15 protein-coding genes are annotated in these 16,900 nt (G+C 55.8%); 13 read left to right on the top strand and 2 right to left on the bottom strand.

All coding sequences use genetic code 11. From position 1 onward, the window contains the following. Positions 1-61: 61 nt before the first annotated feature. The 8 genes from V2154_RS19515 (at position 62) to pspG (ending at position 8,936) form a co-directional block, all read left to right on the top strand. Positions 62-1,048 (top strand): substrate-binding domain-containing protein, encoded by a 987-nt coding sequence (locus V2154_RS19515; protein WP_185689137.1) that lies wholly within the window; start codon positions 62-64, stop codon positions 1,046-1,048. Positions 1,049-1,092: 44 nt separating this feature from the next. Continuing rightward, entirely contained in the window at positions 1,093-2,604 is a 1,512-nt protein-coding gene (locus tag V2154_RS19510) for a sugar ABC transporter ATP-binding protein (RefSeq protein ID WP_353504035.1), read from the top strand. Between the two features lie 170 nt (positions 2,605-2,774). Next, a complete protein-coding gene (locus V2154_RS19505) occupies positions 2,775-3,773 on the top strand; it encodes an ABC transporter permease (RefSeq protein WP_411267866.1) in 999 nt (332 codons plus the stop codon). Positions 3,774-3,862: 89 nt separating this feature from the next. Further along, positions 3,863-4,924, top strand: coding sequence for a zinc-dependent alcohol dehydrogenase family protein (locus V2154_RS19500; RefSeq protein ID WP_353503514.1), 1,062 nt, complete (start codon positions 3,863-3,865; stop codon positions 4,922-4,924). Positions 4,925-4,942: 18 nt separating this feature from the next. Continuing rightward, a complete protein-coding gene (locus V2154_RS19495; RefSeq protein WP_353503513.1) occupies positions 4,943-5,854 on the top strand; it encodes an aldose 1-epimerase in 912 nt (303 codons plus the stop codon). 11 nt (positions 5,855-5,865) lie between these two features. Continuing rightward, positions 5,866-7,293, top strand: a complete 1,428-nt coding sequence (locus V2154_RS19490; protein WP_437342041.1) for a sugar porter family MFS transporter — start codon at positions 5,866-5,868, stop codon at positions 7,291-7,293. 172 nt (positions 7,294-7,465) lie between these two features. Further along, entirely contained in the window at positions 7,466-8,500 is a 1,035-nt protein-coding gene (dusA, locus tag V2154_RS19485; RefSeq protein WP_353503511.1) for a tRNA dihydrouridine(20/20a) synthase DusA, read from the top strand. A gap of 199 nt (positions 8,501-8,699) precedes the next feature. Next, positions 8,700-8,936 (top strand): envelope stress response protein PspG, encoded by a 237-nt coding sequence (gene pspG, locus V2154_RS19480; RefSeq protein WP_034793444.1) that lies wholly within the window; start codon positions 8,700-8,702, stop codon positions 8,934-8,936. Positions 8,937-9,312: 376 nt separating this feature from the next. On the opposite strand, the gene V2154_RS19475 is transcribed toward pspG, so the two are convergent. Continuing rightward, complete coding sequence (locus tag V2154_RS19475) at positions 9,313-10,299, bottom strand: quinone oxidoreductase (protein ID WP_353503510.1); 987 nt, start codon at positions 10,297-10,299, stop codon at positions 9,313-9,315. A gap of 193 nt (positions 10,300-10,492) precedes the next feature. Between V2154_RS19475 and dnaB the strand changes: the two genes are divergently transcribed. Next, complete coding sequence (gene dnaB / locus V2154_RS19470) at positions 10,493-11,899, top strand: replicative DNA helicase (protein WP_353503509.1); 1,407 nt, start codon at positions 10,493-10,495, stop codon at positions 11,897-11,899. A 195-nt stretch (positions 11,900-12,094) separates the two neighbouring features. Further along, complete coding sequence (gene alr, locus V2154_RS19465; RefSeq protein ID WP_353503508.1) at positions 12,095-13,180, top strand: alanine racemase; 1,086 nt, start codon at positions 12,095-12,097, stop codon at positions 13,178-13,180. A gap of 6 nt (positions 13,181-13,186) precedes the next feature. On the opposite strand, the gene V2154_RS19460 is transcribed toward alr, so the two are convergent. After that, entirely contained in the window at positions 13,187-13,945 is a 759-nt protein-coding gene (locus V2154_RS19460; protein WP_353503507.1) for a 3-oxoacyl-ACP reductase family protein, read from the bottom strand. Between the two features lie 125 nt (positions 13,946-14,070). On the opposite strand from V2154_RS19460, the gene V2154_RS19455 reads away from it, so the two are divergent. The 3 genes from V2154_RS19455 (at position 14,071) to V2154_RS19445 (ending at position 16,899) form a co-directional block, all read left to right on the top strand. Next, positions 14,071-15,003 (top strand): LysR family transcriptional regulator, encoded by a 933-nt coding sequence (locus V2154_RS19455; RefSeq protein WP_353503506.1) that lies wholly within the window; start codon positions 14,071-14,073, stop codon positions 15,001-15,003. A 162-nt stretch (positions 15,004-15,165) separates the two neighbouring features. Continuing rightward, positions 15,166-16,359: an amino acid aminotransferase gene (locus V2154_RS19450; RefSeq protein WP_353503505.1), complete on the top strand. Its 1,194-nt coding sequence runs from the start codon at positions 15,166-15,168 to the stop codon at positions 16,357-16,359. Positions 16,360-16,482: 123 nt separating this feature from the next. Next, the gene (locus V2154_RS19445) at positions 16,483-16,899 is read left to right on the top strand and encodes a secondary thiamine-phosphate synthase enzyme YjbQ (RefSeq protein WP_353503504.1); all 417 of its coding nucleotides are present in this window, start codon (positions 16,483-16,485) and stop codon (positions 16,897-16,899) included. Position 16,900: the final 1 nt, after the last annotated feature.

Genomic DNA, 16,900 nt, shown 5'->3' with positions numbered 1-16,900 from the left:
CAATAAATTAGCCACCAACCTTACCAGAACATCACGCCAACCCAGGAATACCGGAGGAATCATGCCGTTCAACTGTAAAAGAATTGCTCTGACTACCGCCCTACTGACCGGTTTATTCACCCTCACTCATGCGCAGGCCGAATCGGCGAAAGCGCTGACCGTCGGAGCCATCTATCTCGATACCCAAGGCTATTACGCCGGAGTAAAAGCCGGGGTGCAGCAAAGTGCCAACGCCTCTGGCGACAAAGTGAATTTGATTGAAACCAACGCGCAGGGCGATATCTCGAAAGAGAGCACGTTCATCGACACGCTGATTGCCCGCAAGGTCGATGCCATCGTGCTCTCCGCTGTGTCGGAACAGGGCAGTCGCCGGGCGATCCAGCGGGCCAGCGAGGCTGGGATCCCCGTGGTTTGCTACAACACCTGCATTAGCGACAAAGGTGTGCAGAAGTATGTCGCGGCCTATCTGGTGGGCGACCCGGTGGAGTTTGGCCGCAAAGCGGGTGATGCTGCCGCCGACTACTTTATCGCTAACAACATTACTGCGCCGAAAATCGCGGTGATTAACTGCGAAGCCTTCGAAGTGTGCGTCCAGCGCCGTAAAGGCTTCGAAGCCGCGCTGAAGCAGCGAGTGCCGGGCATGAGTATCGTGGCGAATCAGGAAGGAACCGCCATCGACAAAGCCATTTCAGTGGGTGAAAAACTGCTGATTTCCCAGCCTGACCTAGACGCCATTTTTGGTGAATCCGGCGGGGCGAGCCTTGGCGCTGTGAAGGCCGTGCGCAATCAGAATCGCGTGGGGAAAACCGTGGTGTTTGGCTCCGACATGACCACCGAAATCGCCCAAGAGCTGAATAAAAATCAGGTGCTTAAGGCAGTCGTGGATATCTCAGGTAAGAAAATGGGCGAGCAGGTGTTTGCCAAAACGCTGCAAGCCATCAACAAAACCCTGCCAGCGGACAAAGTCATTCAAGTACCGATTGACCTCTACACCACCTCAGCTCAGGGACAGGGCTGGCTGGACACCCATCAGGATGGCTTACCTTAATCTGGGGTTCGACTATGTCAGCACTTGCAATGGCAACAGACACCATGACCACGTCTGGCGATGATAAGGATTGTGTCGCAGCGGTCCGTGGCGGCTACAAAGAGTATCCGGGCGTGATTGCGCTGGAGAATGTGGATTTCACACTAAAGCGCGGCGAGATCCGCGCCCTGTTGGGTAAAAACGGTGCCGGGAAATCGACATTAATTCGCCTGCTCACCGGCAGTGAAAAGCCGGATCGAGGAACCGTGATGTTAGGCGGGCAGACCCTTTCCGGCAGCGATGCCCAGCTTACTCGCCGCGCGGCGGAATTAGGCGTGCGCGCGGTGTATCAGGAGCTGAGTCTGGTGGACGGCCTCAGCGTGGCGGAAAACCTCTATCTCGGCGAGTGGCCGCGCAGCGGCGGCATGCTCGACGCCAAGAAGATGTTGGAACAGGCGCGGCACTGCCTTGGGCATCTCGGTGTGGATATCGACCCGCTGCTGCGGGTTGAAAACCTTAGCCCGGCGCAGAAGCAACTGGTTGAAATCGCCCGCGTTATGAAGGGCCATCCGCAGGTGGTTATCCTCGACGAACCCACCAGTTCTCTGGCTTCCAACGAAGTCGAACTGGTGATTGCCGCCGTTCAGGCAATGGCTGAAGTCGGCATCGCGGTTATTTATGTTAGCCACCGAATGAATGAAATCCGCCGTCTGGCTTCCAGCGCCACCATCATGCGTGACGGTAAAGTGGCGGGAAATGTCCGTTTGGCCGACGCCTCCACCGAAGAGATTGTCGCGCTGATGCTGGGTCACAGCGGGCATCGCGACAACCAAGTCACTCAACCGCAAGGCGGAAAACCCGTGTTGTCGGTTCGCGGCATGAATCTGCCACCCAAACTTCACGACATCAATTTCGACCTGCTGCAAGGCGAGGTGCTGGGCATTGCCGGGCTGCTGGGGTCGGGCAGAACAGAACTGCTCAAAGCCTTGGCGGGTCTGGACAGTTACAGCGAAGGCGAAGTGGAAATCGACGGCGCGCGGATACACAAACCGACCTATGCCCGCATGCTGGCCCACGGATTGGGGTACACGCCGGAAAACCGCAAAGAGGCGGGCATCATGCCGCTGCTCGGAGTGGATGAAAATACCGTGATGACCAACCGCCATCGCGTCAGCCGACTGGGCGTTTTGCAGTGGGCCGACATTCGCCAATACACCCAGGACATTATCGCCAGAATGCGGGTGAAGGCCGCCAGCACCACGACGCCAATCGGCACGCTCTCCGGCGGCAACCAGCAGAAAGTGGTGATTGGCCGCTGGGTCTATGCCGAAAGCCGCGTGCTTTTGCTTGATGAGCCAACGCGCGGGGTGGATGTAGAAGCTAAAAACCAGATTTATCAGATAGTTCGCCAACTGGCCGCCGAAGGCAAAAGCATCATCTTTGTCTCAAGTGAAGTTGAGGAACTGCCACTGGTTTGCGACCGAATTTTGCTGTTGCAGCAGGGCACGCTGACCCGAACTCTAACCTCACCTGTGAGTACCGAAGAGTTAATGGCGGAAATACTAGCGTCACATTAAATAGCCGCGGAGTGAATAAAACCTGCGGCTAAAAATATAAATCAGGGCGATAGCGAGGGGCTCAAATAAACGCTGGCGAGCAAGAGCCTCTCCGTTACCGGTAAATGATGGCTTTCGTTTCCGGGCTTTTATTTCGATGCCGGGAAATAGTGTGGAGTAATGAAATGACCATGACGACATTATCTTATCAACAAGAAAAAGGTGAATCCCGCCGCGCCTTTATTTCGGCGAATATTAATGCCATTGGCTTATTAGTGGTTATTGCTCTGCTCTATCTGGTGTTTTCAATTTACGCGCCGGGTTTTATTTCGCTCAGTAACCAGATGAATGTGCTGCGCGATGCCGCGACTATCGGCATTGCGGCGTGGGCCATGACGCTGGTGATCATCGCCGGTGAAATCGATGTCAGCGTCGGGCCGACGGTGGCTTTTGTCTCAGTCTGTCTGGCCTATCTGATGCAGGCGCAGGTGCCGCTGGCGGCGTCGCTGGTTCTGGTGCTGATCCTTGGCGCGGCTTTTGGCACTCTGGCGGGCTTCTTGCGCGGATGGTTTAACGTGCCGAGTTTTGTGGCGACGCTGGGCCTGTGGAGCGCGCTGCGCGGGCTTGGCCTGTTTATGACCGACGCCCTGCCAGTGCCGATAGACGAAAATGACGTGCTCGACTGGCTGGGCGGGCAGGTGGCAGGTATTCCTGTCTCGGCGCTTATCATGCTGATTTTATTCGCCGTATTCCTGTTTGTCAGCCGCAAAACGGCCTTTGGACGCTCGGTATATGCCGTGGGCGGTAACGCCTCGGCGGCGCAGCTGTGCGGCATCAATGTCAAACGCGTGCGGGTGCTCATCTTCACGCTCTCCGGCCTGTTGGCCGCCGTCACCGGGATCTTACTCGCGGCGCGTCTGGGTTCAGGCAACGCCGGGGCGGCCAATGGCTTGGAATTTGACGTTATCGCGGCGGTGGTGGTGGGCGGCACGGCGCTGTCCGGCGGCCGAGGCTCGCTGCTTGGCACCTTGCTCGGGGTTCTGGTTATCACGCTGATTGGCAATGGATTGGTGCTGCTGGGGATTAACTCCTTCTTCCAGCAAGTGGTGCGCGGCGTAATTATCGTCGTCGCCGTGCTGGCAAACATTCTTCTGACTCAGCGAAATAGTCGAGTTCGCTCGAAAAAATAATCTGCACCTTTGCGCCTTGCAAACAATCTTCGCGAGGCGTGATGGCAAAAAGAAAATGAACAATTTTCAAATTTATGGAGAGGAATAATATGAAAACCATGTTGGCGGCTTATTTACCGGGAAACTCTACTGCCGAATTAAGAGAAGTGGCGATCCCAACGCCGGGGATCGGACAGGTGTTAATAAAAATGAAATCGTCGGGAATTTGCGGCAGCGACGTTCATTATATTTATCACCAGCATCGGGCGACCGCCGCCGCGCCGGATAAACCTCTTTATCAGGGCTTTATTAATGGCCACGAACCTTGCGGCCAAATTGTCAGTCTGGGGGCCGGGTGCCGCCACTTCAAAGAGGCTGACCGCGTGCTGGTTTACCACATTTCTGGCTGTGGCTTCTGCCCCAACTGCCGCAAAGGTTTCCCTATCTCCTGCACCGGCGAGGGCAAGGCGGCTTACGGCTGGCAGCGCGATGGCGGGCATGCTGAATATCTGCTGGCGGAAGAGAAAGACCTGATTCACCTGCCGGACTCCCTGAGCTACGAAGATGGCGCATTCATCTCCTGCGGCGTCGGGACGGCCTATGAAGGCATCCTGCGCGGCAATGTCTCGGGTAGCGATAACGTGCTCGTCGTCGGACTTGGCCCGGTGGGCATGATGGCGATGATGCTAGCCAAAGGCCGGGGTGCCAAGCGCGTCATTGGCGTTGACGTTCAGCCTGAGCGTCTGGCGACCGCCAAAAAGCTCGGCTTGATGGATCACGGCTTTTTAGCCAGCGGGGACAGCCTGATCCCTTCTATTGTCGAGCTGACGAGGGGCGGGGCTGATGTCGCGCTGGACTGCTCCGGCAATGCCCAAGGCCGCTTGCTGGCCTTGCAAGCGACCGCCGACTGGGGGCGCGTGGTCTATATCGGCGAAACCGGCAAAGTCGAATTTGAAGTCAGCGCCGACCTAATGCACCACCAGCGGCAGATCATCGGCTCGTGGGTCACCAGCCTCTACAACATGGAGAAATGCTGTGGCGATTTACACGACTGGAAGATGCGGCCGCAAAGCGCCATTACCCACCGTTTCACGCTGGAACAGGCGGGCGAGGCCTATGCGCTAATGGCCAGTGGCAAATGCGGCAAAGTTGTCATCAACTTCGCCGATTAACCCTTCGAGGAGCGCGCTATGTCTCTGTTTACGCTAACCAATCCACAGCTTTCCCTTAAGGTGTCTACTCATGGCGGCAGCATCATCCAGCTGGTGGCACATTGCAACGGAGCCGACCTGCCATTGTTGCGACCAGCAAAAGTCTCCCCCGATACGCCGCCGCTGCAATCCGGCTGTTTCCCGCTGGTGCCTTTTGGTAATCGGGTTAACGGCAACCAATTTGACTTTGACGGCACGCGCTATCCGTTAAAACCCAACACCGACTGGGACGCCCACTATTTGCACGGTGATGGTTGGTTACAGGAGTGGCGCTGCGCCGAACATGATGATTGGCACCTGCTGTTGGAGTTTAGCCATCATCACGGAGCTTATCAGTATCGCGCTTTGCAGCGATTTGAGCTGGTGGATAATCAGCTTGAGGTGACGCTCAGTGTCACGAATCTGGGCAAAGTGGCGATGCCCTTTGGCCTTGGCTGGCACCCCTATTTCCCTCTTGATGAGGACACCCTGCTTCAGGCCAATGCTGCAGGATATTGGCTGGAAGAGGCTCAGTGGCTGGCGGGTGAACATCAGGCCGACTTACCCGAGGATGTGCAGTTCTCGACGGCAAAAACCTTGCCGCGCCGCTGGGTGAACAACGGGTTTTCGGGGTGGGATGGGCAGGCGAACATTATCTGGCCGAGTCATCAACAGCAGCTAAGTCTGTCTACGGAGCCAGCCTGTCCGGTCTATTTCGTTTTCGTCTCAGACCCTAAGTTCGATCGCGGCTATGACTTTGATTTCTTCTGTTTCGAGCCGATGAGTCACGCCGCCAATGGCCACAACATGGCTGATTTAGGGGGCCTCAAGGTGCTGGAACCCCATGAAACGCTTACTCAAACCATGACGCTTACTTCGGAAAGCACCCTAACTCCTACGACGACGGGCTAGGAGCAGCAATGATGAAAAATCCTACAACACTGAACATGCCCTATGTCTGGATGATCTGTCTGGTTGCCGCCTGTGGCGGGCTGCTGTTTGGCTACGACTGGGTGGTGATTGGCGGTGCGAAGCCGTTCTACGAGGCCTATTTCCATATTACCGACCCCGCCACCTCCGGCTGGGCCATGAGCTCGGCGCTGGTGGGCTGTATCCTTGGGGCCATGGTATCGGGCTGGCTGTCAGACCGTTTTGGCCGCCGCCTGCCGCTGATTATCGCGGCGATTGCCTTTACGCTCTCGGCCGTGGGAACTGCACTGGCTAACGACTTCGACTGGTTTGTATTTTGGCGCATTGTCGGCGGGGTCGGTATTGGTCTGGCTTCGGCCCTCGCGCCGGTTTATATCGCCGAGATCAGCCCAGCCGAGAAGCGCGGGCGCTTTGTGGCCGTCAATCAGTTGACCATTGTTATCGGCGTGCTTGCCGCGCAGCTGGTCAACCTGATGATTGCTGAACCCGTGGCTTCGGCGGCGACACAGGCTGAAATCCTGCAAACCTGGAATGCGCAGGTTGGCTGGCGCTACATGTTCGGCGCGGAAGGCATTCCTGCAGTGTTGTTCCTGCTACTGATGTTCGTGGTGCCGGAATCACCGCGCTGGCTGGCGAAAGCAAACCGCTATCCGCAGGCTGAAAAAGTGCTGCGCCGCATTGGCTCGGTGGAGTACGCGCAGCAGACGCTCTCTGATATCCGCCACTCGCTGGGGTCGGAAAACCAGCAAGTGCCGCTCTCCGCCCTATGGCAGCCGAAAGTTAGACCTATCGTGGTGATGGGCGTGGTGCTGGCGGTATTTCAGCAGTGGTGCGGGATTAACGTCATCTTCAACTACGCGCAGGAGATTTTCGCCTCGGCGGGCTTCGACATCAACGACACGCTGAAATCCATTGTGGCCACCGGCCTGATCAACCTGATCTTTACACTTCTGGCGCTGCCGCTGGTGGACCGCATTGGGCGTCGCCGCCTGATGCAGTACGGCGCGGCGGGCCTGACCATCATCTACGTGCTGATTGGTATGGCCTATTCCTTTGGCATTATGGGGCTGCCGGTTCTGCTCCTGGTGCTGGTCGCCATTGCGATTTACGCGGTAACGCTGGCTCCGGTGACGTGGGTTTTGCTGTCAGAAATCTTCCCCAATCGGGTGCGAGGCACGGCAATGGCGACCTGTACGCTGGCGCTGTGGGTCGCCTGTTTTGTCCTGACTTACACCTTCCCGCTGCTCAACGTGGCGCTGGGCGCGGCGGGGAGTTTCTTCATGTATGGCGCGATTTGCCTGGCGGGATGGGCCTTCGTGCAACTCAAGGTGCCTGAAACCAAAGGTGTTTCACTGGAAGTGTTGGAGCAACAGCTGGGGCAGAGCAAGGCCGAGCGGGCTTCAACCAAGGCGATCGTCTAAACCGCGTTGCTGTAAGAGTGATTATTGAAATGGCTCACGGGGGTTTTGCCTTTAGCGGCAGAGCACCCCGTGAGATGCCGAATCGCCGTTCTGTGATATAATCTGCGATTCCATTCCTTCGGCCAATGATGCTCGAGGGAGCGCCCGAACACCTTCAGCGAATCTCAGGTCGATGTCAGAAACTCAAAACGCCACATCTCAAACCAGCGCCAAGCCTTACTCCGCTCAACGTTTTTCCGTCGCGCCGATGCTCGACTGGACCGATCGTCATTGCCGCCATTTCCATCGTTTAATGACCGGCCAAACGCTGCTATACACCGAAATGGTTACCACCGGCGCGATCATTCACGGCAAAGGCGACTACCTTGGATTTGGTGACGCGGAGCACCCTGTGGCGCTGCAACTGGGTGGCAGCAATCCTGCGGATTTGGCGACCTGCGCCAAGCTTGCCGAACAGCGCGGCTATGACGAGATCAACCTGAACGTTGGCTGCCCGTCTGACCGCGTGCAAAACGGCATGTTCGGTGCCTGCCTGATGGCGCAAGCCTCGCTGGTGGCGGATTGCATCAAAGCCATGCGCGACGTGGTGTCCATTCCCGTGACGGTAAAAACGCGTATTGGCATCGACGAACAAGACAGCTACGAGTTCCTTTGCGACTTCGTTCAGCAAGTCTCTGAGAAGGGCGGCTGCGACACCTTTATCATCCATGCCCGCAAAGCCTGGTTGTCTGGCCTCAGCCCGAAAGAGAACCGTGAGATCCCACCGCTGGATTACCCGCGCGTATATCAGCTGAAAAAAGACTTCCCGCACCTGACGATGGCGATTAACGGCGGCATCAAAACGCTGGAAGAAGCCAAGGCGCATTTGCAACATATGGATGGCGTGATGGTGGGGCGCGAAGCCTATCAAAACCCTGGCATGTTGCTGAACGTGGACCGCGAGCTGTTTGGCTCAGATGCCCCGCTGCGCACGGCGCCGGAGGTTATTCGTAGCATGTATCCGTACATTGAGGCGGAGTTGGCGAAGGGCACTTATCTGGGGCACATGACGCGGCACATTCTGGGAATTTTCCAGAGCGTGCCCGGCGCGCGCCAATGGCGTCGTCACCTGAGCGAAAACGCCCATAAGCCGGGTTCAGGTATTGAAGTGGTTGAGCAGGCGCTGCAGCTGGTCACTCAGCCGCACGCGGCGCTCAGCCAAGCTTAAATCTGTTAGTTAAATCCGCTAAAAATTAGCCTTTCTTACTATCACGCCATCAGCTCTAATAACTGATGGCGTAAATTCTTCTTAAAAATCAAATCAATAAATTATCCGCCGTTCTGGCATGTTTCTTGTATTAGCTAGGAGAGTCAGATGACATTCGTCAGGCTGTTCCGTGTTTTCGCTGTTTATTAAGGAGCATGCGATGTTGGAAATTCTCTTTGTGCTTGGCTTTTTCTTTATGTTGATGCTGACCGGTATTTCGCTGCTGGGCATGATTGCTGCGCTGGTGGTGGCCTTTGCGGTGATGATGCTGGGAGGCTTTGTGGCTATTGTTATAAAAATGTTGCCGTGGCTGCTGCTGGCCGTTGCCGTGGTGTGGGTCTATCGCGCCTTTAAGAAGCCCGACACGCCGCGCTACCGTTCGCGCCGCCTGCCATAACCTGTAGAAGATGATGAATTATTAGAATTATCAGCTATCTGAGCTTTAACCTGCTCGGATTGACTGCAACATTTGTCGAGATAACTTTTACTTATGTGGCATCGATCACAGCTTGCACTTTTAAGTCGGCAGATTTTTTATTAACCATACTTTTTAACATTAAGGGCTGCTAGGATGCATTTCTCGCGCTGCGAATGTCAGCTCGAACGAAATTCATCAAATCCGTGAGATATAAAATAGAGGCTTAAGCTTCATCGTCCGCGGATTTACCTTGCAGTACCCCTACAAGCAGTACCCGTCTTTATCAGCAGTCGTCTGAGCAAGACAGTAAAAGGGCTTCCACACGGAAGCCCTTTTGCATTTCAGTAATAGCAGATCATTTGCCGGGGATCAGCAGGCTAGAGCCTTGCGTCGCGCGGCTTTCCAGCGTTTCATGGGCACGCTTCGCTTCGGACAGCGGGAATTTTTGCGCCTCGCTGACATCCACTTTGATAGCGCCGCTGGCAATCAGCGAGAACAGCTCGTCGCTGGCGGTTTTCAGCTCTTCGCGGGTAGTGATGTAGCTCCCAAGTGTCGGGCGAGTGACGAACAGCGAGCCTTTCTGCGACAGAATCCCTAAATTGACCCCTGACACCGGGCCGGAAGCATTACCGAAGCTGACCAGCAGGCCGCGCGGCTTCAGGCTATCGAGGGAGCGCTCAAAGGTATCTTTACCCACCGAGTCATAAACCACGCCGACTTTTTCGTTATTGGTCAGCGCTTTAACACGGGCAACAATGTCTTCCGTCTGGTAGTTAATCGTCGCCCATGCCCCGGCTTCTTTCGCCCGTTGGGCTTTCTCTTCTGAGCCGACGGTACCAATCAGGTTCGCACCCAGCGCTTTCGCCCACTGGCAGGCGATCAGGCCCACACCACCGGCGGCAGCGTGGAACAGGAAGGTTTCACCGGCCTGAATTTTATGGGTTTGGCGCAGCAAATAGTGGACGGTCAAACCTTTGAGGAACGACGCGGCGGCCACTTCAAAACTAATAGCATCGGGCAGCAGGGCGATTTTTTCTTGCGAAACGTTATGCACTTCGCTGTAGGCACCCAAAGGAGCCTGCGCGTACACCACACGGTCACCGACCTTAATGCCCGTCACATTGCTGCCAACTTTGCTCACCACGCCAGCGGCTTCCGTGCCCAGCCCGGAAGGCAAGGGGGCAGGGTACAAGCCACCGCGAATATAGGTATCAATGTAGTTGATGCCTATCGCTTTATTCTCGACCTGTACTTCGCCCGCGGCCGGGTCTTGTGGTTGGAAATCGACATATTGCAGAACATCGGGGCCGCCTGTTGCGGCAAATTGAATGCGCTTAGCCATGTTTTAATCTCGTGTTAGGGTCTGTTTTCAACCCTAGGCTAAATGTTTGCGACAATCCAGATTTTAGGCACAGCGGGTTAATACCCTTTTGAAATGAGACAGCACAACCTATACTAAGCAGCGAAAAAACTTCCTAAATTACTGGGAAGTCGATGCTCACAAAACAGGCGCTTACCGCAGGAATTTCCCACACATGGCAGCAAAAAAACCGACCAATCAACAGAACGAAAACCGCGATCGTCAGATGGAAGGATTGAAGCTTCCTCCGCACTCGCTGGAAGCTGAACAATCCGTTCTGGGCGGGCTAATGCTGGATAACGAGCGCTGGGACAACGTGGCGGAACGCGTGGTCAGCAATGACTTCTTCAGCCGCCCGCATCGCCTGATTTTTACCGAAATGCAGCGCTTGCTGGAAATGAGCAAGCCTATCGACTTAATAACCCTGTCTGAATCGCTGGAGCAAAAAGGCGATTTGGACTCAGTGGGCGGCTTTGCCTATTTAGCCGAGTTGTCGAAAAACACCCCAAGTGCGGCCAACATCGGCGCGTATGCCGATATTGTCCGCGAACGTGCAGTTGTTCGCGAAATGATTTCCGTCGCCAATGAAATTGCCGACGCCGGTTATGACCCGCAGGGCCGCAGTAGTGAAGACCTGCTGGATCTGGCGGAATCTCGCGTATTCCAAATTGCCGAAAGCCGCGCCAACAAAGATGAAGGCCCGAAAAGTATCGACCGCATTTTGGAAAGCACGGTGTCGCGCATCGAAGAACTCTTCCAGCGCCCGCACGACGGTGTCACTGGGGTGTCCACCGGCTATGCCGATTTGGATAAGAAAACCGCCGGTTTGCAGAAATCAGATTTGATTATCGTGGCGGCGCGTCCTTCGATGGGTAAAACCACCTTTGCGATGAACCTCGCCGAAAACGCCGCGATGATGCAGGAAAAACCGGTGCTTATCTTCAGTCTGGAGATGCCCGGCGACCAGATTATGATGCGTATGCTGGCGTCGCTTTCTCGCGTCGACCAAACCAAAATTCGTACCGGCCAGCTTGACGACGAGGATTGGGCACGCATCTCCAGCACCATGGGTATCCTGCTGGAAAAACGCAATATGTACATCGATGACTCCTCTGGCCTGACGCCAACCGAAGTGCGCTCGCGCGCGCGGCGTATTTTCCGCGAACACGGCGGCCTGAGCCTGATCATGATCGACTACTTACAGCTGATGCGCGTTCCTTCGCTGTCCGACAACCGTACCTTGGAAATCGCCGAAATCTCCCGCTCGCTCAAAGCCTTAGCTAAAGAGCTGCAAGTGCCAGTAGTGGCGCTGTCGCAGCTGAACCGAAGCCTGGAGCAACGTGCCGACAAACGCCCGGTCAACTCCGACTTGCGTGAATCCGGCTCCATCGAGCAGGACGCCGACTTGATCATGTTCATCTATCGTGACGAGGTTTATCACGACAACAGTGAAGAGAAAGGCATCGCCCAGATCATCCTCGGTAAGCAGCGTAACGGTCCAATCGGTACAGTGCGACTGACCTTTAATGGGCAGTTTTCGCGGTTTGATAATTATGGTGGTCCTCAATACGACGAGGACTAGTGTGCGGGGCTATTTTGCTTGCCATTTTGCGTCCGGGCAGTGCTCAAAATCCTCGTGTACTACGTGTACACTCCGGTTTTTCCGCGCTGGCCGAACGCAAACTGACTGCGCCAATAACGCCCCTTAGCTTTCGTGTTAATTCCCTATGAAGCTAGGGGTGTCATTTTTAAATTAAGAATTTATAAAGGAATCAAGATGAAAGCGGCTACGGCTGTCATTGATTGCCGCGCTCTGCGACATAATCTGCAACGGGTGCGGCATATGGCGCCGCAAAGTCGTGTGGTGGCGGTGGTGAAGGCTAACGCCTACGGACACGGTTTGCTGGAAGCCGCGCAGGCTTTGCAGGATGCAGATTGCTACGGCGTGGCTCGCCTGAGCGAAGCATTAACTCTGCGGGCTGGCGGTATTATTAAGCCTATTTTGCTGCTGGAAGGGTTTTTTAGCGCCGAAGAGCTGCCTTTGGTGGCGGCGCGGGGGTTGGAAACCGCGGTTCACAGCCGTGAACAGTTACAGGCTCTGGAGCAGGCTACGCTCGACAAGCCGCTCACGGTGTGGATGAAACTCGACACCGGTATGCATCGTTTGGGGGTTCACCCCGCCGAAGCCGAGGCGTTTTATCAGCGCCTCAGCGCCTGTCCGAATGTTCGCCAGCCGGTCAATATTATGAGCCACTTCGCCCGTGCAGACGAACCCGATGTTGAAGCCACACCTGACCAGATTCGCAGCTTCCAGCAGTTCACTCAGGACAAGCCGGGGCTGAAATCTCTCGCCGCTTCGAGCGGAATTCTCCACTGGCCCGAAGCCCATCACGACTTAGTGCGCGCTGGCCTGATCCTCTACGGCGTTTCGCCGATGAGCTTCGCCGATGCCGCCCATTTTGGCTTAAAACCCGCGATGACCCTAACCTCCAGCCTGATCGCCGTGCGCGATCACGCGGCGGGTGAACCTGTGGGCTATGGCGGCGTTTGGCGCAGCACGCGAGATACGCGCCTTGGCGTGGTGGCGATGGGCTATGGCGACGGCTATCCAAGAAGCGCGCCGAGCGGCACGCCGGTGCTGGTCAATGGCCGCATTGTGCCAATCGTTGGACGCGTTTCGATGGATATGATTTCCGTCGATCTCGGCCCGGATGCCACCGACCGGGTGGGGGATGAAGTGATTTTCTGGGGAGAAGGGCTGCCGGTCGAACAGATCGCCGCCGCGACCGGCATCAGCCAGTACGAGCTGGTCACTCAGTTGACCGCCCGCACTGCCCGCGTTTATGTCGGTAATGACGCCTGAGTGCTATTAGGCGCCAAAACCACCGTCGATAGTCAGGCTGGCGCCGCTGATATAACCCGCCTCGGGGCCAGAGATGAAAGCCACAAAGGCAGCGATTTCGCTGTCTTTGCCATAACGGTTTACCGCAATCAGCTTTGTTAACTCATCGGCCATTTCGCCTGCTGCCGGGTTCATATCGGTATCAACCGGGCCGGGCTGAACGTTATTCACCGTGATCCCCCGTGGCCCTAAATCTCGCGCCAATCCTTTGGTAAGGCCAACTATGGCTGATTTACTCATGGCGTACACCGCGCCACCGGCGAAGGGCATGCGATCAGCATTGGTGCTGCCGATATTGATAATGCGCCCGCCTTCCGGCATGTGGCGCGCCGCTTCCTGACTGGCAACAAACACGCTGCGTACATTAATTGCCAGCGTGCGGTCAAAATCTTCCATGCTGAATTCGTCGAGCGGTGCGACGGCCAAAACCCCGGCATTATTGACCAGAATATCGACATGGCCGAAATGCTTGGCGGCCTGCGTGATGGCCAGACGAACGGCCTGCTCATTTGCGCTGTCGGCCTGAATGGCTAAGGCTTTAACGCCGATTTTTTCAATCTCTGCCGCCAGCGCGTTGGCTTTCTCCGCCGAAGAAACGTAGGTAAAGGCCACGCTTGCGCCTTCCTGAGCTAAGCGACGAACGATAGCTGCGCCGATACCCCGCGCGCCGCCTTGGACGAAAGCGACTTTGCCAGCCAGTGAAGAAGAAGGTGTTGTGGTAGTCATGGTATGTCTCCAAATCATTAGGAAGAGGTGTTGATGGAGACAAGTATTGACCCGAAATTAGGATAGGAATAGCCAGTAATCGCTATAATCATTTCAAACCAAAAGTTTGAAATGGGCCTAAGAGTATGATTAATCATCTAGAATGCTTTGTAGAGAGTGCCGATACGGGCAGTTTTTCGGCTGCCGGGCGGCGTCTGGCATTGACCTCGGCGGCGGTAGGCAAAAACGTCACTACGCTGGAAGCCCAGCTTGGAGTGCGGCTTTTCCAACGCAGCACGCGAAAACTTACGCTAACCGAAGCGGGCGAGCGCTTTTTACTCGAGGTTCGCGGTGGTTTGGCGTCGATTCAGATGGCGATGAACAGTCTGGACAGCAGCGCGCAGCATCCGTCAGGGCCGCTCAAGGTGAGCGTCGGCACCCACTTTGGTATTCACTATTTGCTGCCTTTGCTGGACGAGTTTTTGGGCCGCTATCCTCTTATTCGCCCCGATTGGGAATTTGATAATCGCAAAATCGACCTGATTGGCGAGCGATTCGACGCAGCTATCGGCGGCGGATTTGAGCTGCCGCAAGGGATTGTGGCCCGCGAACTTGCGCCAGCGCACACCGTTTTGGCGGCGTCGCCCGCCTATCTCGCCAGCAAGCCGCCTTTTGTCGAACCCGAAGATTTAGCCTTTGGCGAGGGGATCCGCATTCGCTCTCCACAGACCGGGCGTGTGCGTAATTTTATCCTGCGCGACAGCCAGGACCGGCAGGCGGCCATTTCGTTGCCCGAGCGTATGACCTTCAACGAGCCAGAAGCTTGCTGCGAGGCGGCGGTGATGGGACTGGGCATCGCGGTGGCGAGCCTTCCCAATTTATTGCCCTATCTGGAGAGTGGTCGGCTGGTTCGCGTATTGCCGAATTGGTATGCCGAAAACGGTACGCTTTCGCTCTATTTTCCCACGCATAAAATGCTGCCCGCAAAGACCCGAGTTTTTGTGGATTTCGTGATGGAAAAGTTCCGCGAACAGCAGCTTTCACGCAGATTTGACGCACGAATAATGTTCGTAAATTGACACCATATAGTAGTCATTTTTTTTAACGAACTTTGTTAGTCTGTGAAGCAAGCGAGTCCAATGATTGACCCCGGATCCCCCCGCCGACGCGACTGAGCGGCGTGGGCAAGAGATCCGAGCGACGCGATCATTTGAAAATAAACCACCGAGGAGATGTATACCGTGTTCCAACATGTCGATGCCTATGCGGGTGATCCGATCCTGTCGTTGATGGACAGTTTCAAAAATGATCCAAGAGAGAAGAAGGTTAACCTGAGCATCGGTTTGTATTACGACGAGCAAGGTATTATTCCTCAACTGCCTTCCGTCGCGGCGGCGGAAGAATGGCTGAACGCCCAGCCTCAGGCGGCGTCAGTTTACCTGCCGATGGACGGCTTGCCGGCCTACCGCAGCGCGATTCAGACGCTGTTATTTGGTGCTGAACACCCGGCGCTGAAAGAGGGGCGCATTGCGACCATTCAGACCGTTGGCGGCTCGGGCGCGCTGAAAGTCGGCGCAGATTTTCTGAAAACCTACTTCCCGAATTCAGAAGTCTGGGTGAGCGACCCAACCTGGGATAACCACGTGGCTATCTTTAGCGGCGCGGGTTTCAAGGTTCACACTTACCCGTACTTTGATCCAAAAAGCCTCGGCGTCGACTTCGCCGGTATGCTCGAGACGCTGAAAACCCTGCCTGCGCAGAGCATCGTTCTGCTGCACCCGTGCTGCCACAACCCAACGGGTTCTGATCTAACGCCAGCGCAGTGGGACCAAGTGATTGAAATTGCTAAACAGCGCGACCTGATCCCCTTCCTCGACATCGCTTATCAGGGCTACGGCGCGGGTATCGACGAGGACGTTTATGCCATTCGCGAAATGGCGGCGGCGGGCGTGACCTGCTTCGTCAGCAACTCCTTCTCCAAGATTTTCTCGCTGTACGGCGAGCGCGTCGGCGGCCTGTCCGTGGTGTGTGAAAATGCCGAATCAGCTGGTCGCGTCCTGGGCCAGTTGAAAGCCACCGTGCGCCGTAACTACTCCAGCCCGCCAAACTTTGGTGCGCAGGTGGTAGCCAAAGTCCTGAACGACAGCCAGCTCAAGGCCCAATGGCTGAGCGAAGTGGAAAACATGCGCGCGCGTATTCTGGAAATGCGCCAAACGCTGGTTAACAGTCTGAAAGTCTCGCTGCCTAATCGCAACTTTGATTACCTGCTGCAACAGCGCGGCATGTTCAGCTACACCGGCTTCAGCGTGTCGCAGGTTGATCGTCTGCGCGAAGAGTTCGGCGTCTACCTGATTGCCAGCGGCCGCGTTTGCATGGCGGGCCTGAACCACCACAACGTGAAGCAGGTTGCCGAGGCATTCGCCGCCGTTCAGTAACTCTCGCCATCCCTCCTGCAATCCGAATTATTTTGCAGGAAGCGTTTTTAAGGGCCGACAGCAATGTCGGCCCTTTTTATTGGCTGCTATCCTTAACGAGCAACCGTTTTGATAGGAGACACTATGTGGCATCAGCAGACCTTCACCCTTAGCGCGAAATCGCGAGGTTTTCATTTAGTGACCGACGAAGTGCTCAGTCATATTCAGCGTCTGCACGAAGTGCAAATCGGCCTGTTGCATCTGTTTATCCAGCACACCTCAGCCTCGCTGACCCTCAATGAAAACTGCGATCCCACCGTGCGAGTGGACATGGAGCAGCATTTCATGCGCAGCGTGCCGGAAAACGCGCCCTATGAGCACGATTACGAAGGGCGAGACGACATGCCGGGTCACATTAAATCGTCACTATTGGGTGCATCATTAATGCTGCCCGTTTCGAAGGGCAAACTGGTGTTGGGCACCTGGCAAGGCATTTGGCTGGGCGAACACCGGATCGACGGCGGACAGCGCCGGATCGTCGCTACCTTGCAAGGGGAATGAG

It is taken from the genome of Ewingella sp. CoE-038-23 (genome assembly GCF_040419245.1).
Classification (GTDB): Bacteria; Pseudomonadota; Gammaproteobacteria; order Enterobacterales; family Enterobacteriaceae; genus Ewingella; species Ewingella allii.
The sequence above is the reverse complement of the archived record's forward strand: the minus strand, read 5'-3'. Positions and strand labels throughout refer to the sequence as shown.